The following is a 20,272-nucleotide window of genomic DNA, read 5'->3' on the forward strand; positions in this document are numbered from 1 at the left end:
TCCTACTCCTCCGGCGGGAACACCGCCTCCCCGTTCTCCCGCAGGGTGATCAGGATCGCCTCCACGGGGCAGCTCTCGGCCGCCCGCAGGATCGGTTCGCTGGCGTCGGCGTCCGGGGCCACCGGGTGGGACTGGCGGGCGGAGTCGAGGCGGAAGCGGTCCGGGGCGTGGTGGAGGCACTGCGCCGAGCCGATGCACACCGACCGGTCGACCTCGACGTGCCAGCGGTCGCCCATGGCCTACGCCCCCGCCGGCAGGTGGATCATCTTGTGCTCCAGGTACTCGCCGTACCCCTCCGGGCCGAACTCCCGCCCCAGGCCGGAGTTCTTGTAGCCGCCGAACGGGCCGAGCATGTCCAGGCTGAAGGTGTTGACCGAGTAGGTGCCGGTGCGGACCTGGCGGGCGATGTCGATGCCGTGCTCCACGTCGGCCGTCCACACGCTGCCCGAGAGGCCGTAGTCCGAGTCGTTGGCGATCTTCACCGCCTCCTGCTCGTCGCCGTAGGGGAGCAGGCAGATCACCGGGCCGAAGATCTCCTCGCGGGCGATGCGCATGGCGTTGTGGACGTCGCCGAACAGGGTCGGCTCGACGTACCAGCCGCGCTCCTGAGCGTCCGGACGGCCGCCGCCGGTGAGTACCTTGGCGCCCTCCTCCTGCCCGATCCGGATGTAGTCGAGATTGCGCTGCTGCTGGCGGCGGGCGACCAGCGGGCCGACCTGGGTCGCCGGGTCCAGCGGGTCGCCGACCTTCAGCGCGCTCGCGGCCTGGACGAAGGCATCGGCGAACTCGTCGTAGCGGGCGCGCGGGACGAGGATGCGGGTCTGGGCCACACACGCCTGCCCGTTGTTCATCCAGGCGGCCGGGACGATGCCGGCCACCGCCGTGTGCACTTCGGCGTCCGGGAGGACGACCGCCGCCGACTTTCCGCCCAGTTCCAGGGTGACCCGGGTGAGGTTGCGGGCGGCGACCTCCATCACCCGCCTGCCGGCGGCGACCGAGCCGGTGAAGGAGACCTTGTCGACGCCGGGGTGGCCGACCAGGTACTCGCTGACCTCGCGGTCGGCGGGGAGGACGGAGAGGACCCCCTCGGGGAGACCGGCCTCCCGCGCGATCTCGGCCAGCAGATACGCGTCCAGCGGGGACTCCGGGGACGGCTTCAGCACGACCGTGCAGCCGGTCAGCAGCGCGGGCGCGAGCTTGGCGGCCGCGACGAACTGCGGGACGTTCCAGGGGACCACGGCCGCGACCACCCCGACCGGCTCACGCCGGACGAGGATCGGGCCGAGGACGCCGTCGCGGCGCTCCTCGTAGGTGAAGTCCCGCGCGACCCTGATCGCCGCGTCCCACACCATCATCGCGCCGAGCGCCTGGGCGAGGACGCTCCAGGAGTACGGGGAGCCGTTCTGCGACGAGATGACCCGCGCGATCTCCTCGTGCCGCGCGGCGATGCCGTCCTTGATCCGGGTGACGACCTCGATCCGCTCCTGCGGCGTGGCGCGCGGCCACGGCCCCTCGTCGAAGGCGCGGCGCGCCACGTCCACGGCCCGGTCCACGTCCTGCGGACAGGCGTGCGGCACCCGGCCGATGACCTCCTCCGTGTGCGGGGAGATCACCTCGATGACGTCCTTGCCCAGGGGATCGGTCAACTCCCCGCCGATGAACAGCTGTCCGTGTTCCACGCGCTCGGTCATGGCCGTCCGCCTCCCACCGCACCGCAAGTGTTTCTGACGCTGTTTCAGAACTGATATCAGTTCTAGTTATCATGGGCAATGGCCGTGGGACGGCCCGGCGGTGGCGCCGGGCGGAGGGGCGGAGGACCTGATGGTGACGACGTTCGATCACGGCGGGGGCGTGCGGTCCGTGGCGGTGCCCATACCGGACAATCCCCTCGGCCACACGCTGGTGTACGTCGTGGAGACCGACCGCGGACCGGTGCTCATCGACACCGGGTGGGACGACCCCGACGCCTGGGACACGCTCGTGGCGGGGCTGACGGCCTGCGGTACGGCGGTGTCACAGGTGTACGGCGTGGTCATCACCCACCACCACCCCGACCACCACGGCCTGTCGGCCAAGGTGCGCGAGGCCTGCGGCGCCTGGGTGGCGATGCACGAGGCCGATGCGGCGATCGTGCGCAGGGCGCGCCGGACACGGCCCGAGCGGTGGTTCACGTACATGGCGGCCAAGCTGACGGCTGCCGGAGCGCCCGAGGAGCATGTGGCCCCGCTGCGCGGCGCACGGGGCCGGAGCCTGCCCGGCCTCTCCCCCGCCCTGCCCGACCGGGAGATCGTCCCCGGTGAACTCCTCGACCTGCCCGGCCGCCGGCTGCGCGCGATCTGGACCCCGGGCCACACCCCCGGCCACGTCTGCCTGCACCTGGAGGAGGAGCACCCCGCCCGACTCGTCGGCCGCGGCCGCCTGTTCAGCGGGGACCACCTGCTGCCCCGGATCACCCCGCACATCGGTCTGTACGAGGACCCCGACGACGCGACCGTCACCGACCCCCTCGGCGACTACCTCGACTCCCTGGAACGGATCGGCCGCCTGGCCCCCGCCGAGGTCCTCCCCGCCCACCAGCACACCTTCACCGACGCGACGGGACGGGTACGGGAGTTGCTCACCCATCACGAGGAACGGCTGGCCGGTCTGCTCGCCCTGCTCGCCGAGCCGCTCACCCCCTGGCAGCTCGCCGAGCGCATGGAGTGGAACCGCCCCTGGTCCGAGATCCCCTACGGCTCCCGGACCATCGCCGTCTCGGAAGCCGAGTCCCATCTGCGCCGCCTGGTGAAACAGGGCCGCGCGGAACCGGTGCCGGGCAGCGAGCCGGTGACGTACGTGGCGGTGTGAGGGGGTGGGTGAGGGGACGTTGCGTGGGGTGAGCGAGAGGCTCCGTGCTACACAGCCTCATGGAACCCTTTGAGCGGCTGCTCGCCGAACGCGCCTGCGAGCGCCTGGTCGTCGACTTCGTCCACCGGCTCGACCTCGGTGAACCGGCCACCGTGGCCGCACTGTTCGCCGAGGACGGCGCCTGGGAGTGGCCCCCGCCGGGGGACGGGCGCCGGATCGAGGGCCGGGAGGCGCTGGGCGCGTACTTCGGCTCCCGCCCCGCCGACCGGCTCTCCCGCCGGCTGATGTCCAATGTGCTGGTCACCGTGACCGGTCCGGACACGGCAAGCGCCGTCTCGTACTTCTCGACGTACCGCATCGACGGCCACCGGGGCGACATGGTCCCGGCCGGGCCGCCCGTCCAGGTCGGCCACTACGAGGACGTCTTCCGCCGGATCGACGGCACCTGGCTGATCGCCTCCCGCACCCTGCACCTGCCCTTCGCCGGCGACACCCCGAAGGTCCGGCCGAGGCCGTGACGCCGGTCACCGTGGTGTTGTGCGCACGGCCACTCCTCGGGGCGCTCGGGGGTGCCGGTAAAGTGGCCGAGTCGTCATCACACCCGTACGGGGGGAAGCCGGTGCAATTCCGGCGCCGACCCTCCCCCGACTCTCGGCTTCGCTCGAGCCGGGGGCACCCCCATCCGTCAGCCGCCTCCCGGCGGTGAGCCGGAATGCCCCGGACGGGACGTTGACCGGCTCGCGTGCGTCGGCGGCCCGCCGCGCACGGCACCGTCGAGGTTTACGGAGCCGAGCCGCCCGGGGTGTCTCCCGTGCGCTGCCGGTTCCCCGCAGGAGAGGCAGTCGCCGACCATGAACGTCCGCCGCAGTGCCGCGGTTCTCGCCGCCGTAGGCGTGCTGGCCGCCGCCGCACCCGCCATGGCCGCCGGCCCGTCGCCTTCTGTGAAGGCCGCGATCCCGTCCGGGCTCTACGGCACGTCCGACCCCACCTACGACGGTGTGTGGCGGCAGTCGCTGACGCTGATCGCCCAGCGGACCCTCGGCTACGAGCCGGCCGCGAAGGCCGTGGACTGGCTCGCCGGGCAGCAGTGCACGAACGGCGCCTTCGCCGCCTTCCGCGCCGATCCCGCCAAGGCCTGCGACAGCAAGGTCATGGTGGACACCAACAGCACCGCCGCCGCGGTCCAGGCGCTCAAGGCCACCGGCGGGCACGACGACGCCGTCGGCAAGGCGGTGACCTGGCTGAAGTCCGTGCAGAACAAGGACGGCGGCTGGGCCTACTACCCCGGCAAGGCCAGCGACACCAACTCCACTTCCGTGGTCGTGGGCGCGCTGACCGCGACCGGCGCCGACCCGGCGAAGGTCACCAAGGAGGGCAAGTCCCCCTACGACCTCCTCGCCGCCATGTCCCTGCCCTGCGACCAGGACGGTGGCGGCGCCCTCGCCTACCAGCCGGACAAGAAGGGCAAGCCCGCCGCCAACGCGGACGCGACGGCGGCCGGTGTCCTCGGCGCGCTCGGCAAGGGATTCGTCGCCCGGGCCGGCAAGGCTCCCGCCGACGCCGCCTGCGCGAAGGCCGCGCATCCCACTGCGGCACAGGTCGCCGACAACGCCGGCGCCTATCTGGCGGCGGCCGTCGGCAAGACCGGGCACCTCCAGTCCACGCTGGCCGGCGCCAAGCCCCAGCCGGACTACGGCAACACGGCGGACACCGTCGTCGCGCTCGCCGCGGACGGCCGGACCGAGCCGGCGAAGAAGGCGTACGACTGGCTGGAGAAGAACGCCGGCCCGTGGGCGAAGCAGAGCGGCCCCGCGGCGTACGCCCAGTTGATCCTCGCCGCCCACGCGATCGGCGCGCAGCCGGGTGACTTCGGCGGCACCAGCCTCGTGCGGTCCCTCAACGAACTGGGCCCCGCCCCGCGGATGGACTCCGCCGGACACGAGACCGGGAAGGCCGAGAAGTCCGACGGCGGCTCGAAGTTCGGCCTCTGGTGGTTCGTCGGCGTCTGCCTCGTCGCGGGCATCGGCATCGGCTTCCTGTTCAGCGGCCGCAAGAAGCGCCGGCCGTGACCGCCGTCCGCCGCACCGCGGGCCTGCTGCTCGCCGCGTTCGCCGCGCTGGTCGCCGCGGTGCCCCAGGCGCACGCCACGGGCTACCGCTACTGGTCCTTCTGGGAGCGGTCGGGCGGGCAGTGGACGTATGCCACGCAGGGCCCGTCGACCGCCCGTCCCGACGACGGCGCCGTGGAGGGCTTCCGCTTCGCGGTGAGCGCGGACTCGGCGGACGCGAGCCGGCCTCGCGGCGCGGCGGACTTCGGCGCGATCTGTTCGGCCACGCCGGCCAAGTCCGGCATGAAGCGGGTGGCCCTGGTCCTCGACTTCGGCACCCCGGCGGACGCGCCGTCCGGCGAGACGCCGCCGGGCGGCCGCACGGCCTGCGCGCGGGTGTCCGCCGACGGCACGACCGCGGAAGCGCTGGCCGCCGTGGCGGGGCCGCTGCGGTACGACACCAACGCGCTGCTCTGCGCGATCTCGGGGTACCCGAAGAAGGGGTGCGGAGAGCAGGTTTCGGCGTCCTCGGACAAGAAGTCGCCGCAGAAGAGCGACGGTTCGGGCGACGGGCCGTCCCTGGGCCTGCCGATCGGCGTGGGTGTCGTAGCTCTTTTGGGAGGCGCGGCGGTGTGGCGGAACCGACGGCGACGCGATGACTCCGTCTGACTGCGGGCCGGTGGGGGCTGGTCGCGCAGTTCCCCGCGCCCCTGGGGGGTTGCGGTCGCCCGAACCCTCAAGGTGCCCCAGCCGTCCCTCCGTCCACCCCGGCGCCTGGTGGCTCTGGGCGTTGAGTCTCGGTACGGCGGCCACCCGCACCACCAATCCGCTCCTGCTCGCCCTTCTCATAGCCGCCTCCGCCTACGTCGTGGCGACGCACCGCACTCCCACCCCCGCCGCCCGCGCCTACGCCGCCTTCGCCAAGCTCGCGTTCGCCGTCCTGCTCGTCCGGATGTTCTTCGCGATCGCCCTCGGCTCCCCCGTCCCCGGCACCCACATCCTGCTCACCCTCCCCGAAGTCCCGCTCCCCCACTGGGCACAGGGCATCCGGCTGGGCGGAAAGGTGACCGCCGAGGCCCTCGTCTTCGCCGGCTACGACGGCCTGAGGCTCGCCACCCTCCTGATCTGCGTCGGCGCGGCGAACGCGCTCGCCGGCCCCGCCCGGCTGCTGAAATCCCTGCCCGGCGCCCTGTACGAGACCGGTGTCGCCGTGGTCGTCGCGCTCACCTTCGCGCCGCATCTCATCGCCGACGTCCAGCGGCTGCGCGCCGCCCGCCGGCTGCGCGGCCGTCCCGACCGGGGCGTGCGCGGCCTGCTGCAGGTCGGACTGCCGGTCCTGGAGGGCGCGTTGGAGCGCTCGGTCGCGCTCGCCGCCGCGATGGAGGCCCGGGGTTACGGCCGCAGTGCCGAGGTGCCCGCCCGTGTCCGCCGTACGACGGCCGCGCTCACCCTCGGCGGCCTGCTCGGCGTGTGCGCGGGAACGTACGGGCTGCTCACTGCCGAGGGCGGCACCTACGGCGTCCCTCTTCTGCTCGCCGGTGTCGCCGCCGCGCTCGCCGGGCTCCGGCTCGGCGGCCGGCGTTCGCTGCGCACCCGGTACCGTCCCGATCCCTGGAACGCGCGGGCCTGGCTGGTCACCGGCTCCGGCGTCGCCGTGGCCGCGCTGCTCAGCCTGGCCTCCGCCCGCGACCCGGAGGCCCTGCACCCGGGCGTGGTCCCGCTCGTCGCCCCCGCTCTCCCCCTGTGGCCCGCCGCGGCGATCCTCCTCGCCCTGCTGCCCGCCTTCGCCGTCCCCCAGGCCCCCAAGGCCCCCAAGGCCCCCAAGGAGCCGTCGTGATCCGCTTCGAGGATGTCAGCGTGACCTACGACGGCGCGGCCGAACCCACGGTCCGGGGCGTCGACTTCGAGGTGCCGGAAGGGGAACTGGTGCTGCTCGTCGGCCCGTCCGGGGCCGGCAAATCGACCGTGCTCGGCGCGGTGAGCGGACTCGTGCCGCACTTCACCGGCGGCACCCTGCGCGGCCGCGTCACGGTGGCCGGCCGGGACACCCGCACCCACAAGCCGCGCGAACTCGCCGACGTGGTCGGCACGGTGGGGCAGGATCCGCTCGCCCACTTCGTGACCGACACCGTCGAGGACGAACTCGCCTACGGCATGGAGTCGTTGGGGCTCGCCCCGGACGTCATGCGGCGCCGGGTGGAGGAGACCCTTGATCTGCTGGGCCTCACCGGGCTGCGGGACCGCCCGATCGCCACCCTCTCCGGCGGGCAGCGGCAGCGGGTCGCGATCGGTTCGGTGCTCACCCCGCACCCCCGGGTGCTGGTCCTGGACGAGCCGACCTCGGCCCTGGACCCGGCCGCGGCGGAGGAGGTCCTCGCCGTGCTCCAGCGCCTCGTGCACGACGTCGGTACGACGGTCCTGCTGGCCGAGCACCGTCTGGAGCGGGTGATCCACTACGCCGACCGCGTCGTCCTGCTCCCCGCTCCCGGCGAACCCCCGGTCACCGGCACCCCGGCCGAGGTGATGGCCGTGTCCCCCGTCCACCCCCCGGTGGTGGCCCTGGGGCGCCTGGCCGACTGGTCCCCCCTCCCCCTGACGGTCCGCGACGCCCGCCGCCGGGCCGCTCCGCTGCGCGAACGGCTGTCCGCGTCCGCCGCCGCGGGCACGCACGCCACCGCGTCCGCGGGTGCGCCGGGGCCGGTCGCGCAGTGCGCTGCCCCCCTTCAGGACGCTCCCGCCGCCGCGGGCGGTCGCACCGGCACAGCGCGGCGCTCCCTCTTCCGGCGCCGCCCCGCCCCCGCCCCCGAGACCACGCGGACCCCCGGCGCCGAGGTCCACGCCCTCTCCGTGCGCAGAGGCCGTATCGACGCCCTGCGCCGCATCGACCTGACCGTCGCCCCCGGCGAGACCCTCGCCCTCATGGGCCGCAACGGCGCCGGCAAGTCCACCCTCCTGTCCTGCCTCGTCGGCCTCATCGCGCCCAGCACCGGATCGGTCACCGTCGGCGGGGTCACCCCCCACCGCACCGCTCCTGCCGACCTCGTCCGCCGCGTCGGCCTCGTCCCGCAGGAGCCCCGTGATCTGCTGTACGCGGACACGGTCGCCGAGGAGTGCACGGCGGCGGACCGGGACGCCGGTGCCGAGCCGGGGACCTGCCGGGCCCTGGTGTCGCGGCTGCTGCCCGGGATCACGGACGACACCCACCCCCGCGACCTCTCCGAGGGCCAGTGCCTGGCGCTCGCCCTGGCCGTCGTACTGACCGCCCGGCCGCCCCTGCTCCTGCTCGACGAGCCGACGCGCGGCCTGGACTACGCGGCGAAGGCCCGTCTGGTGACCGTGTTGCGCGGGCTCGCCGCCGAGGGGCACGCGATCGTGCTGGCCACGCACGACGTGGAGCTGGCGGCCGAGATCGCGCACCGGGTGGTGCTGCTCGCCGAGGGGGACGTCATAGCCGACGGACCGACGGCTCAGATCGTCGTCTCCTCGCCGTCCTTCGCGCCGCAGGTGACGAAGATCCTCGCCCCGCAGCAGTGGCTCACCGTGGCCGAGGTGCGCGAGGCCCTGGCATGAGCGCCCCGCGCCGCTCGGCCCGTCTGCACGCCGTCCGGCTGCGCCCCCGCTCGCTCATCGCACTCGTGCTGGTCGGCGCGGTCGGTGTGGCCGCCTTCGGCTGGCCCTTCCTCGCCCCGCCCACCTCGCAGCTGAGCGCCCACGCCCAGGACGCGCCCTGGCTCTTCGCAGGGCTGCTGGTGCTGCTGGTCGCGGTCGTGGCGGCGACGATCTCCGAGTCGGACCTCGGGCCGAAGGCCGTGGCCATGCTCGGAGTGCTGGCCGCGACGGGGGCCGCGCTGCGGCCGATCGGCGCGGGGACGGCCGGGATCGAGCCGATGTTCTTCCTGATGGTGCTGAGCGGGCGGGTGCTGGGCCCCGGCTTCGGCTTCACGCTGGGCTCGGTGACGATGTTCGCGTCCGCGCTGCTCACGGGCGGGGTCGGGCCGTGGCTACCGTTCCAGATGCTGGCGATGGGCTGGTTCACGATGGGGGCCGGGCTGCTGCCGGGCGCCGTCCGGCTGCGCGGAAGGGCAGAGCTGCTGCTTCTCGGCGTCTACGGCTTCCTCGCCGCCTTCGCCTACGGCACGGTCATGAATCTGGCGGGCTGGCCCTTCATGGGGGCCACCGCCTCGAACATCTCCTTCGACGCCCATGCCTCCGTCCCCGCCAACCTGGCCCGTTTCGTCGCGTACTGCCTGGCCACCTCGCTCGGCTGGGACCTGGGCCGGGCCGTCTGCACGGTGGTGCTGACCCTCGTCCTCGGCCCGGCGGTGCTGCGCGCGCTGCGCCGGGCCACACGGCGGGCCGCGTTCGAGACCGCGGTCACATTCGAGCCCCAGGAGCGCTCACCGGACGGATACGGCGGCTCACCCAGCGGCACGCAGGCGGTGAAGCACCCCACATGACGCGGATCACCTACGATTCCGGCTCGTAGTAACGAATGTCCGATATGCCCGGCAGCTCACCCTCGCTGACCTGCGCATTGAGACCCACGCCACAGAACCGATGTTTCCCGTCGATCCGGCCACAACTAGTAAAAGGGGTCATTGCGGACCTACTGCGAGCCTGCTTGTCTGGACGACGTCGCCAGGCGCCCCGAGCCCTCACAGGCCGCGGCGCCGACGTATGCGGCCATCGCACGAACGATGGCCACGCCATACGGGCGAGCCCCCTGTCCCCGACGCAAGAGGTGCTCCGTGTCCGTTTCCGTCATCCGCCGCATCGCTTCCCCGAAGAAGGCCCTCACCGTCGCCGCCGTGGCCGCCGCCACCGCCGGCATGGCGCTCTCCGCGGCGCCCGCTCAGGCCGCCCCGGCCTCGGCCTCCTCCGCTCAGGCGATCGCGAAGAAGATGATTCCGGACGCCTCGCAGTTCAACGCCTTCAGCAAGATCGTCTCGCACGAGAGTGGCTGGAACCCGTCCGCCACCAACAGCTCCTCCGGTGCCTACGGCCTGGTCCAGGCCCTGCCGGGCTCGAAGATGGCCTCCGCCGGCGGCGACTGGAAGACCAACCCGGCCACCCAGATCAAGTGGGGCCTGGACTACATGAACTCCCGCTACGGCAGCCCGGTCAAGGCCTGGAGCTTCTGGCAGGCGAACGGCTGGTACTGAGCCGCACCCCCCACCAAAGCCTTGAAGGCGGCGGCCCCGATCCCCGGGCCGCCGCCTTCGGCGTTCCCCGGCCCGCGCGTGGTCCACTGAACCGGTGAGCGCGGCGGAGAATGCATCGGCACAAGAGGCGTACGACCCCGAGATGCGCGGGCTGCGGCTGGTGGCCGTGCTGCTGAGCCTGACCGTGGTGAGCGGGCTGATCGACGCCGTCAGCTATCTGGGCCTCGGCCGGGTCTTCACGGCCAACATGACCGGCAACGTGGTCGTCCTCGGCTTCGCGGCGGCCGGCGCGCCCGGCTTCTCCGTCCCGCACACGGCCACCTCACTGGCCTGCTTCCTGCTCGGCGCGGTGACGGGCGGCCGGCTGGCGGCCCGGGTCGGCGGGGGCACCCGGCGCCGGTGGACCCGGCTGACGCTGGCCGCCGAGGCCGTCCTCGTCGGCGCCTCGGCGGCGGTGGCCTTCGCCTGGCCGGACACCAGTGGCACCCGCTACGCGCTGATCGCCCTGACCGCCTTCGCGATGGGCCTGCGCAACGCGACCGTCCGCAAACTCGGCATCCCGGACCTGACCACGACCGTCCTGACCATGACCCTGACCGGCCTGGCCTCCGAGTCCCGCCTCGGCGACGCCACCGGCCACCGCTCACCGCGCCGTACGGCCTCGGTGGTCGCGATGTTCGTCGGCGCCCTCCTGGGCGCGCTGCTGGTCCTCCACCACGGCCTCGGCATCCCGCTGCTGATCGCGGCCGTCGCCTCCGGGGCGCTGGCGGTGGTGGCGTCGGGCCGCGAATGAGTGCGAGCGTGATGCGGACCTCGGGGGAGGCAGGAACGGGGCGTCGGGGTAGGAGTGCTCCTGCCTCCCTCGGGGTGGGCCGACCCGCCGGGTCAGGGCGGGTCAGCCGGTGGTGACCTGGAGTTCCTTGACTCCGTTGATCCAGGCCGAGCGCAACCGGCGCGGCTCGTCGGCCAGCCGCAGGCCGGGCATCGCGTCGGCGATCGCGCCGAAGATCAGGTCGATCTCCAGGATCGCCAGCGACTTGCCGAGGCAGAAGTGCGGACCGCCGCCGCCGAAGCCCAGATGGGGGTTGGGGTCGCGGGTGATGTCGAAGCCGTCGGGGTCGGCGAAGACCTCCGGGTCGTGGTTGGCGGAGGCGTAGAACAGCCCCACGCGGTCGCCCTTCTTGATCCGGACCCCGCCCAGCTCCGTGTCCTCGGTGGCCGTCCGCTGGAAGGCGTTGACCGGGGTCGCCCAGCGCACGATCTCCTCGGCCGTGGTGGCCGGCCGCTCCCGCTTGAACAGCTCCCACTGCTCGGGATGGGTGAGGAAGGCGTGCATCCCGTGGGTGATGGCGTTGCGGGTGGTCTCGTTCCCGGCGACCGCCAGCATCAGCACGAAGAAGCCGAACTCGTCGGAGTTGAGGTTGCCCTCGTCCTCCGCCGCGACGAGGGTCGTGACGATGTCGCGGGCCGGGCACTGCTTCCGCTCGGCGGCCATGTTCATCGCGTAGGCGATGATCTCGGCGGCCGACTCCGCGCCGACCTCCTCGGTGATGGCGTACTCGGGATCGTCGTAGGCGATCATCCTGTTGGACCAGTCGAAGATCTTGGACCGGTCCTCCTGGGGTACGCCGATCAGCTCCGCGATGGCCTGGAGCGGCAGTTCACAGGCGACCTCGGTGACGAAGTCGAAGGCTCCGGAGCGGTCACGGGCGGCCGAGACGATCGACCCGGCGCGCGCCCTGAGCCGTTCCTCCAGGGCGCGGATGGAACGTGGCGTGAAGCCCCGCTGCACGATCTGCCGCACCCGCGTATGTTCCGGAGGATCCATGTTGAGCAGGATCAGCCGCTGGGCGTCGATCGCATCGCGCTGGATGTGCTCGTTGAAGCGGATGATCGCGGTGTTGAGGGTGGAGGAGAAGAGTTCCGGGTGCGTGGAGACGTACTTGACGTCCGTATGCCGGGTCACGGCCCAGTAGCCGGTGTCGGCGAAGCCCGCGACGCCGTGCGGCTGCGCGATCCAGCGGACCGGTTCGGTGCGGCGCAACTCGGCGAACTCGGGCAGGGGCACACGGTGGTGCAGCAGGTCGGGATCGGTGAGGTCGAACCCGTCGGGCAGCGCGGGGCAGTGCATCGGCGGCTCCCGTCGTTGAGTTCTGACGGCCCATCAGCGGGTGCCGTGAAGGTAGTAACGAGTTCTACAAGTAGCAAGAGGCATGGCACCCCCAATCCGTGCGGAATTCGTGCAGATCGCAACTTCGGCACCTGCAAGACCCTTGCGGTGATGGACATCACGTCAGCAGACTGCTGAACAGAACTAGAACGCGTACTAGTTCTGGAGGAGAGCCCTCTCGGAGAGGACCCGCACCCATGGCCGCCGAACCCGTGATCGTCGAAGCCGTCCGCACCCCGATCGGCAAGCGCGGCGGCGCGCTCGCCAATCTGCATCCCGCCTATCTCCTGGGCGAGACCTACCGTGAACTCCTCGGCCGCACCGGCATCCCCGCCGACGCGGTCGAGCAGATCGTCGGCGGCACGGTCACCCACGCCGGCGAACAGTCCATGAACCCCGCGCGCACGGCCTGGCTGACCATGGGCCTCCCCTACGAGACGGCCGCCACGACCGTCGACTGCCAGTGCGGCTCCTCCCAGCAGGCCTCGCACATGGTCGCCAACATGGTCGCGGGCGGCGTGATCGACGTCGGCATCAGCTGCGGCGTCGAGGCGATGTCCCGCGTCCCACTGGGTTCCGGTTCGAAGCACGGCCCCGGAAAGCCGTTCCCGGACGAGTGGAACGTGGACCTGCCCAACCAGTTCGAGGCGGCCGAACGCATCGCCCGCCACCGGGGGTTGACGCGGGAGGACGTCGACGCGCTGGGCCTGCGCTCACAGGAGCGAGCGGCCCACGCCTGGGCGGAGGAACGCTTCAAGCGTGAGACGTTCGCCGTGCAGGTGCCGACGACCGAGGAGGAGCAGTTCGCCGGTCAGGGCATGTGGCGCCTGGTCGACAAGGACGAGGGCCTGCGGGACACGTCGCCGGAGGCGCTGGCCCGCCTGAAGCCGGTGATGCCGACGGCCGTCCACACGGCGGGCAACTCGTCGCAGATCTCGGACGGAGCGGCGGCCATCATGTGGGCGTCCAAGCGGATGGCCCGCGCCCTGAAGCTGAAGCCCCGGGCGCGCATCGTCGCCCAGGCGCTGGTCGGCGCCGACCCGCACTTCCACCTCGACGGCCCGATCGACGCGACGCGCGCGGTGCTGGGCAAGGCGGGCATGTCCCTGAAGGACATCGACCTCGTCGAGATCAACGAGGCCTTCGCCTCCGTGGTGTTGAGCTGGGCGCAGGTCTTCGAGCAGGACCTGGAGAAGGTCAACGTGAACGGTGGTGCGATCGCCCTGGGCCACCCCGTCGGCGCGACGGGCGCCCGCCTGATCACCACCGCCCTGCACGAACTGGAGCGCGCGGACAAGGAGTTCGCGCTGATCACGATGTGCGCGGGCGGTGGACTGGCGACGGGGACGATCATCCAGCGGCTGTAGCCGACGCCCAGGTGACGAAGTCGGTGAAGACGGCGGGGCCGACCGTGAGGATCGGTCCCGCGGGGGTCTTGGAGTCGCGGATGGCGACAGTGGCTTCCGCCAGTTCGGCGACCTCGACACACTGGCCGCCCTGGTCGCTGCTGTAGCTGGACTTACGCCACTTGCTCTCCATAGCGGTCCTCCATCACGCGCCGAATCAACTCCGCCGAGCCCTTGAGGGAGAGTGCGGCGGCCTGCAGATGATCGTAACGGAGCGAGCACTCCCTGACCGTCTCCGGGTTCGCCGTGGGGTGCCCGCTGCGGAAGCTCTCGGTATAGAGGATGGTGGGGTCGTCGGCAAACCGGTAGAGGTCGAACGAGCCGGTGAGGCCCGCGTGCGCTCCTGCGGAGAACGGCAAGATCTGAATGTTGATCCTTGGGTTGTCTTCGAAGGTCAACAGATGAACCAGTTGACCTCGCATGGTCTCCCGGCCGCCGATCTCCGAATACAGTGCGGCCTCGCTGAGGATCGCCCAGAAGACCGGCGGTTCCTCCTTCTCGAACATGTTCTGGCGCGCCAGTCGGACGGCGGTGCGATCGTCGAGGTCGCTTCGGTCCACCGCTCCGAGCACCGCACGGGCGTACGCCGGGGATTGGAGCAAGCCAAGGATCATGTGCGTCTGGAAGGAGCAGATCTCCGCCGCCCGCACCTCCAGCTCCGCCACCTGCTGGAACCACGCCGGGAGCTGACTGCGCATCACCAGCGGATGCAGCCGGGACAGTAAGCCACCCGTGCCCAGCGCCGCATCCACCCGTTCGCTGAAATCCAGCGTCGGCAGCTTCCGTGCCGTCTCGATCTGCCCCACCAGCGACGCGGTGAAGTTGATGATGTCCCCGAGCTGCTTCTGTGTGAGTCCCGCCGCTTCTCGGCAGCGGCGCAACTCGAAGCCGTAGTAGTCGAGCGGTGAGGCGCTCGGGTCGAGGGCGTTGATGTTCACCATGCCAAGTCCCCTCTCGGACCCGTTGTGTTCATCCCGTAGCCCAGCGTAGTGACGCGAGGTCAGCATCGTCCTGTGAACCTCAACATTCCCCACACTCCCCAGTACCGCATGAACCTCACCATCGGCGAGCACTCGGTACGCCACATCCGCCGCATCGTCCGCTCGCTGCTCGACGAATGGCAGCTGACGGAGCTGACGTTCGCCGTGGAACTGGGCGTGAGCGAGCTGGTGACGAACGTCGTACGACACGTACCCGATCGCCGCTGCACCGTACTGCTCGTACGGCAGACGGCGGGCGTGCGGGCCGAGGTGACCGACGGCTACGCCCAACTCCCCCTGTCCAAGCCCGACATGGACCACGACCCGGAAAGCGGACGCGGCCTCGCGCTGCTGGACGCCGTGGTCGACAAGTGGGGGGTGTCGGCGGGTAGCGCGGGAGGCGGCCGGGGCAAGACGGTGTGGTTCGAGTGCGCGGCGGAGGGTGTTTTCCCGACTCCGACCGAGACGTGACCGTTGGGCCGGAAAGGAACGGGCCCCTGGGCGGGGTCGACACTCAGGCGGCTACGCAGGTGACGTGTTCCCTTCCTATGCGGGTCAGAGCAAGAGCCTCCAGTTCCCCTGATGCCATCTCTCGGGTTACGCGATCTCGACGCAAACCCAACTAGTGGCATCGCGCACCCCATGGGTAGCGTTAGTTGGATTGAGTCACCCCCACCTACACAGGAGTCCACAGTGAACCGCCCCGCCCGGCTCGTTACAGCCGCGCTCACCGCATCTGCCGCGCTGCTGCTGAACGCTTGTAGCTCGGGAGGGGGTAGCGGGGCATCCTCGGACAAGATCAAGGGCGTGGACGCGGGGGCGAGCAGTAGCCCGTCGGCCTCGGCCTCCAGGGCGTCCGACGTGAAGCGACCGGAGGTCACGCTGCCATCGACCTTCACGATGAACTTCGAGGGCTGGACGAACAGCAACCCGAAGCTGCAGGCAATCATGGATGACGGCAAGGAAGCTCTGCGAGCGGACCACGCAGCCATCATCGAGGCCGACCCGAATACAAGCCCGGTGGCCTTCTACAACGAGGGCGCTGCTCTGGACTCGGTCCGCACATGGGTCAAGGGCTACGCGAAGACGGATGACAGCCTGGTTGGCAAGGTCAGGGTCTTCGATTCCCAAGTTCAGGTGAACGGCCAGGGATTGGGTGTGCTCTTCTACTGTGTGGATGAAGGGAAGGCGGACACCAAAAACCGGAAGACGAACAAGCTCGCGGGCACCCCGACGGGTACCAGCCCGTACCTCCAGTACCGGACCACGTTGGAGAAGACCTCCCAAGGGGTCTGGAAGACGCGGTCGGTGCAGACTGAGCGGGGAGCATGCGGGCAGTGAGGGGCGCACGCAAGGGCCTGTGCTTGTTGTCTGCCACATTCGTCGCTCTGATGGCATCTGCCACCGCGGCGTACGGCTACGGCGGGGGCGGCGACGTGTCTCCCAGCCCGCCTGCGCAGAAGCAGCCTTCCGGTGACGCCTCCGGCAGCACGCTGACCGCGGCAGCCACCGCGACCCGCATCAAGGTCACCCAGGTCAGCGGCGGTACCGGCAGCTCCGCCAAGCCACTGGCCCCAGTGGACCCCAATTGGCGGCCGCCAGCGTGCTGGTACGAGCCCGTGGCCACCCCCAGCAGCTCAAGGACGCGGTCAGCCGCCTCAAGAGGAACCCCAACGGGGACCTGGTGCCCGTCACTCCGTCTCTCAGCTGGGGCGAGCAGCTGATGGTGGACCACTACGAGAAGGACAAAGCGGAGTTCGGGAGCGGAGCGGGCTATACGAACTACAACCTCGGCAAGGACGGCATGTTCTGGCGCGGGGTGATCAACCCGAACAGGCGGAACGACATCGCTTCGGCCGACTGCGAGCAGACCCTGTTCTGGCAGAACGCCCGTACCCTGCCGAACGACAAGCACGCCCCCACTCCCGATGTCCTCGCCGCCTACGCCTACAACAAGATCAATGTCCCGAAGACCGAGGTCGAGGTGAGGCCCACCGTCAAGTCCACGGTGAATCTTCCGACCTGGGTGTGGTTGGACAAGGCCAAGTTTCAGCCGGTCAAGGTCCGCGCCGAGCTGCCGGAAGTCGGTGTGTGGGCGGAGACGACAGCGAAGCCCATCGCCCTGCACCTGGACCCGGGCACGTCCGACGCCGAGACGTACCCAGCCTCTGGCGACTGCACGATCAACGCCGACGGATCCATTGGCGCTCCCTACACCGCAGGTGACGCGAACAAGACCCCGCCGTGCGGGATCACCTACTTGCGAGCCACCAACGGCCGGCCGTACCAGTTGAAGGCATCGATCACGTGGCAGATCTCGTGGGAGGGCTCAGGCGGCACGAACGGTAGCCTTCCGAACGGCACCTTCGACACGACCCAGGACATGAACGTCCAGGAGATCCAGGCAGTCAACCGCTGACGGCTGCAGTTGCTGGTGTTCGGCCTCATCGGCCACCCGGCCGGTCAGGGCCCGGGTTAGCCGCGAGCCAGGAACCAGTCGCCGCTGACCGCGGTCGATCACTGCAAGCTGTCACGGTCACACAAAGGAGCATTGCTTCATGGGGGAGTACGTCGGCGTCGACCCTGCTCGGGTGCGAAAGCTCGCGGACAGACTCGGAGACCTGGAACAGGCTCTGGCTAGGCACGGGACCTTGATCCGCAAGAACTTCAAGGCCTGGGACGGCAGCGTCAACCTGTCCCTGATCGCCCAGCAGACGCGGGCGGTGGGCGACGACTTCCGTGACATGTCCAAGCGCGCCGATCTGGCCCGCACTCTGGAGGAGGCCGGCGACTCGATCGGGCTGTGCACTCCGGACGGGAACATCATCAACATCCCGTGGGACATGAAGGACCTCAGCGCGCAGAGCGCCAAGGAGGCTCAGCAGGAGGCCGCGATCCTAAAGAAGGCACTCGACGACCCGAAGTCCGCGACTTCCCGTGAGGACATCCAGACGATCGCCCACTCTCTTGCCGACCATCAGGACGACCCCGCATACATGACAGCGTTCATGATCGCCGGTGGGATCACTGAGGCCACCAGGGTGCCGAGCATCCTGCACGAACAGGACGGCACCCACAACGGGGCCGTGTTCAACCCACAGTCCGAGAAGATCCTCGCCCAGTACGGCAAGGCCACTCAGGTCATGAGCGACCTGGCGGTCAAGGGCAACTACCCCCACCCGGCGCCCAACTACCTCGCAGCACTGACCAACCCGCCGAACGGCGACATGTGGTCCGTCGGCGTGCTCTTCAAGTACGGCCCGAGAGGCGATCAGTGGAACCCGAAGGTGCTGTCCGATGCCGGCGGGGCGATGCTGGACTGGCGCGCAAAGCAGTCGGGACGGAACGGAATGCGGCCCGACTACATGCCCCGCATCGGAAGCAGCGGCACGTACGGCTATTACACCTCGCCAGGCGTCCACAACTGGTACCAGTCGATCGATCTGGACCCCCAGTACACCGACCCGGACAACGGTTCACGGCTCATCACGGCCATCCAGGCCAACGACCCCGCTCTCGCCCTGATGAACCGCATAGGCGAGAACCCAGAGGCATCCCGCGACCTGCTCACCGCACCGGATGGCGCGGGCCTGCGGTACGCCAGGCAACTGGTCGACTACCACTGGGAGACGCCGGGCCCCAACGGACCGATCGACGAGTCCGACGCAGTGCGCCGCGTCCTCACCCTCGCGGCCAACGACCGAAGCCCCGAGCACGCCGACCAGTCCGGCCTGGCGGCCAGCAACATCCTGACCGCGGCGGCGAAGGAAAAGGACACCTTCTTCAACCGGGATGACGCCGACAAGAAGGAGCAGTTCCAGATCTACCCCAAGGGCACCGCCGTCGCCCTGGCCGGCATCACGGCCACCTGGGCCGACCAGCTCGGCGCCACCAGCCTGTTGGCGGGCCCCGAATCGCGTGGCTACTCCCGCCATGTTCTGGGCTCCAACCCCGAAGATCTGGTCAATGTCATGGAACTGTTCGCCAAGGACAACCCCGATGCTGCGGCCATGTTCGACACCACGCTGCACGGGCAGGTCTCGGAGGCGGCGGGCAGCGCACATGCCACCAATGACCTCACCAACATGGGACATATCGCCGGATTGTTCACCAAGGCGAAACTCGGCGCCAAGTACACCGAGGCCCAGCAACTGGACGAGGAGCACAAGCACAACCTGATGGTCCTCAACTATGCCGGGAACATCTTTGGATGGATTCCCGCGCCGTCGACCCCGGAGGGGGAAACACTCCAGGGTGCGGCCCAGCTGGCCGCAAAAGGGCTCAAGTACTCCCAGAACCTGGTGACCGTGGGAAGAACTATCATCGCCCCGGACAAGGACCCTTTCTCCACGAGTAACGCGGACAAACAGGAGCGACTCAACCAGGAACAAGCAAAGCAGCAGTATCTGACCTTCTCTCCGGCGATCGCGCAGGGGCTGATCCGTGCGGGGAAGATTCCGCCTCCGGATCCGGCGAACGCGCCCTGGTACGACCCTCGGACCAAGACCGTCGCCGCGAATGCCTGGAACAACGGCGACTTCAACAACTGGTCGTCGACGCAAGACGATCGGGCTACGTACATAAATGCTTTCCAGAGCGGCTTCTCCCATGCGGAGGTGTCACCTGATGGCAAGTAGGATCCGGGCTTGGACGCGGCGCGTCCTCATTCCGGCGGCCGCGATGACACTGCCGCTCACTGCCTGCTCGGCAGGCGGCGACGCGCAGGCTGTCCTCCCCAATCCGGAGCAGGGCAAGGTGTCCTCGTTCGCCCTCGGTGAGCTGAGCACGCGCTATGACGTCGATGACGCCGTTGCCGGAAGCGCCTGGAGCAGCTCCTTGGCTTGGGACCGCTCGGGCAACGTCTACATGATGAATGCTGGCGGGAACTTCGACATCCTGCGCATGACACCACAAGGAAAGGTCAGCCGGTTCGCGCACGTCTCGTATCCAGGCGCTGCCCACGGCATGGCAGCCACACCCGACGGTGGCGTGATCATCGGCGGGGACAGCGGTCTGCTCCAGGTCAACCGTAAGGGCGCCTCCGGCTTCGTGCGGACGTCGCATCAGTTCGTGGAGCCAAGGCCGATCGGAGTGCGTCCCGACGGCTCGATCATCGTCCTGGACGGCAAGAGCGTATGGGCCCTCAAGGATGACAAGGCGACTTCGCTCTACGGCAGTCACGGCGGGAAACTCGCGGTGTTCGGCACCGTCGATGCATCAGGAACCGCCTACGTCCAGCTGACCGGCCAAACCTTCGCCGATATGCTCGTCCTGCCCCTGGGCCAGGCCCCGCACCGCTTGCCGATCTCCGGCAAGGTGCCCGGCAGCCGTATACCGATCTCGGCACTCTCCCCTCAAGCCCTGGCTCCTGCTCTCGGAGGCGGCTTCTACGCAAGAGGCGTGTATTCCGTCGGTAACTCCGCGAAATACGCCTCGTACGTGATTCACGTCCGAAAGACGACCGGCACTGTACTCATCAAGGCGACCCACGATCGCATCTGCCCGGCCGGCGAGCAGTACCCCGCCCTCGACAGCCCCTGCACCATGCCATGGTTCGTCACGCAGATGGGTGACCGAGTACTGGTCATGGGAAGCAACACGATGTCCGGTAAGACCGTGCCCGCGCTCACTGTCCGCGCCAACACCAAATGAGGGAATGA

Annotated in this window: 19 protein-coding genes and 1 pseudogene; 15 read left to right on the forward strand and 5 right to left on the reverse strand. The window is 70.1% G+C overall.

The features are described from left to right. Window positions 1–2: 2 nt before the first annotated feature. Entirely contained in the window at window positions 3–236 is a 234-nt protein-coding gene (locus AQI95_RS16360) for a ferredoxin (RefSeq protein ID WP_067123524.1), read from the reverse strand. 3 nt (window positions 237–239) lie between these two features. After that, window positions 240–1,691 (reverse strand): aldehyde dehydrogenase, encoded by a 1,452-nt coding sequence (locus AQI95_RS16365; RefSeq protein WP_067123526.1) that lies wholly within the window; start codon window positions 1,689–1,691, stop codon window positions 240–242. A gap of 130 nt (window positions 1,692–1,821) precedes the next feature. Between AQI95_RS16365 and AQI95_RS16370 the strand changes: the two genes are divergently transcribed. From AQI95_RS16370 to AQI95_RS16410, 9 genes are all read left to right on the forward strand, one after another. Next, a complete protein-coding gene (locus tag AQI95_RS16370; RefSeq protein WP_067123528.1) occupies window positions 1,822–2,847 on the forward strand; it encodes a Strvi_7410 family MBL fold metallo-hydrolase in 1,026 nt (341 codons plus the stop codon). Between the two features lie 59 nt (window positions 2,848–2,906). Beyond that, complete coding sequence (locus AQI95_RS16375; protein ID WP_067123530.1) at window positions 2,907–3,365, forward strand: nuclear transport factor 2 family protein; 459 nt, start codon at window positions 2,907–2,909, stop codon at window positions 3,363–3,365. A gap of 333 nt (window positions 3,366–3,698) precedes the next feature. Then, window positions 3,699–4,916, forward strand: coding sequence for an SCO2321 family membrane protein (locus AQI95_RS16380; RefSeq protein WP_067123532.1), 1,218 nt, complete (start codon window positions 3,699–3,701; stop codon window positions 4,914–4,916). After that, a complete protein-coding gene (locus AQI95_RS16385) occupies window positions 4,913–5,563 on the forward strand; it encodes an SCO2322 family protein (RefSeq protein WP_067123534.1) in 651 nt (216 codons plus the stop codon). Before AQI95_RS16380 ends, AQI95_RS16385 begins: the two co-directional genes overlap by 4 nt. Beyond that, window positions 5,550–6,731: a CbiQ family ECF transporter T component gene (locus AQI95_RS16390; protein WP_167361946.1), complete on the forward strand. Its 1,182-nt coding sequence runs from the start codon at window positions 5,550–5,552 to the stop codon at window positions 6,729–6,731. The genes AQI95_RS16385 and AQI95_RS16390 overlap by 14 nt, the downstream gene beginning before the upstream one ends. Beyond that, the gene (locus tag AQI95_RS16395) at window positions 6,728–8,464 is read left to right on the forward strand and encodes an ABC transporter ATP-binding protein (RefSeq protein WP_067123538.1); all 1,737 of its coding nucleotides are present in this window, start codon (window positions 6,728–6,730) and stop codon (window positions 8,462–8,464) included. The genes AQI95_RS16390 and AQI95_RS16395 overlap by 4 nt, the downstream gene beginning before the upstream one ends. After that, window positions 8,461–9,351 (forward strand): ECF transporter S component, encoded by an 891-nt coding sequence (locus AQI95_RS16400; protein ID WP_067123540.1) that lies wholly within the window; start codon window positions 8,461–8,463, stop codon window positions 9,349–9,351. The genes AQI95_RS16395 and AQI95_RS16400 overlap by 4 nt, the downstream gene beginning before the upstream one ends. Window positions 9,352–9,642: 291 nt before the next feature. Beyond that, window positions 9,643–10,056 carry an aggregation-promoting factor C-terminal-like domain-containing protein gene (locus AQI95_RS16405; protein ID WP_067123542.1) on the forward strand — a complete coding sequence of 138 codons (414 nt, stop codon included), beginning with the start codon at window positions 9,643–9,645 and terminating at the stop codon, window positions 10,054–10,056. A gap of 142 nt (window positions 10,057–10,198) precedes the next feature. Continuing rightward, window positions 10,199–10,849 carry a YoaK family protein gene (locus tag AQI95_RS16410; protein ID WP_067123544.1) on the forward strand — a complete coding sequence of 217 codons (651 nt, stop codon included), beginning with the start codon at window positions 10,199–10,201 and terminating at the stop codon, window positions 10,847–10,849. Window positions 10,850–10,951: 102 nt separating this feature from the next. On the opposite strand, the gene AQI95_RS16415 is transcribed toward AQI95_RS16410, so the two are convergent. Then, on the reverse strand, window positions 10,952–12,187 hold the full coding sequence (locus AQI95_RS16415) for a cytochrome P450 (RefSeq protein ID WP_067123546.1): 1,236 nt from the start codon (window positions 12,185–12,187) through the stop codon (window positions 10,952–10,954). A 236-nt stretch (window positions 12,188–12,423) separates the two neighbouring features. Here AQI95_RS16415 and AQI95_RS16420 point away from each other — a divergent pair, with 236 nt between their 5' ends. Then, on the forward strand, window positions 12,424–13,593 hold the full coding sequence (locus AQI95_RS16420) for a steroid 3-ketoacyl-CoA thiolase (protein ID WP_067123549.1): 1,170 nt from the start codon (window positions 12,424–12,426) through the stop codon (window positions 13,591–13,593). Here the strand turns inward: AQI95_RS16420 and AQI95_RS16425 are convergent. Both AQI95_RS16425 and AQI95_RS16430 read right to left on the reverse strand, forming a co-directional pair. Next, window positions 13,577–13,765 (reverse strand): DUF397 domain-containing protein, encoded by a 189-nt coding sequence (locus AQI95_RS16425; protein ID WP_067123551.1) that lies wholly within the window; start codon window positions 13,763–13,765, stop codon window positions 13,577–13,579. The genes AQI95_RS16420 and AQI95_RS16425 overlap by 17 nt on opposite strands. Then, complete coding sequence (locus AQI95_RS16430) at window positions 13,746–14,573, reverse strand: helix-turn-helix domain-containing protein (protein WP_067123553.1); 828 nt, start codon at window positions 14,571–14,573, stop codon at window positions 13,746–13,748. The genes AQI95_RS16425 and AQI95_RS16430 overlap by 20 nt, the downstream gene beginning before the upstream one ends. A gap of 108 nt (window positions 14,574–14,681) precedes the next feature. On the opposite strand from AQI95_RS16430, the gene AQI95_RS16435 reads away from it, so the two are divergent. From AQI95_RS16435 to AQI95_RS16455, 5 genes and pseudogenes are all read left to right on the forward strand, one after another. Then, entirely contained in the window at window positions 14,682–15,083 is a 402-nt protein-coding gene (locus AQI95_RS16435; RefSeq protein WP_067124069.1) for an ATP-binding protein, read from the forward strand. Between the two features lie 222 nt (window positions 15,084–15,305). Continuing rightward, on the forward strand, window positions 15,306–15,953 hold the full coding sequence (locus AQI95_RS16440; RefSeq protein WP_067123555.1) for a hypothetical protein: 648 nt from the start codon (window positions 15,306–15,308) through the stop codon (window positions 15,951–15,953). A gap of 50 nt (window positions 15,954–16,003) precedes the next feature. Continuing rightward, window positions 16,004–17,031, forward strand: a pseudogene (locus AQI95_RS16445) (hypothetical protein). A gap of 232 nt (window positions 17,032–17,263) precedes the next feature. Then, the gene (locus AQI95_RS16450) at window positions 17,264–19,249 is read left to right on the forward strand and encodes a hypothetical protein (RefSeq protein ID WP_159056530.1); all 1,986 of its coding nucleotides are present in this window, start codon (window positions 17,264–17,266) and stop codon (window positions 19,247–19,249) included. Further along, window positions 19,239–20,264: an NHL repeat-containing protein gene (locus tag AQI95_RS16455; protein ID WP_159056531.1), complete on the forward strand. Its 1,026-nt coding sequence runs from the start codon at window positions 19,239–19,241 to the stop codon at window positions 20,262–20,264. The genes AQI95_RS16450 and AQI95_RS16455 overlap by 11 nt, the downstream gene beginning before the upstream one ends. Window positions 20,265–20,272: the final 8 nt, after the last annotated feature.

This window comes from Streptomyces yokosukanensis (assembly GCF_001514035.1).
Lineage (GTDB): Bacteria > Actinomycetota > Actinomycetes > Streptomycetales > Streptomycetaceae > Streptomyces > Streptomyces yokosukanensis.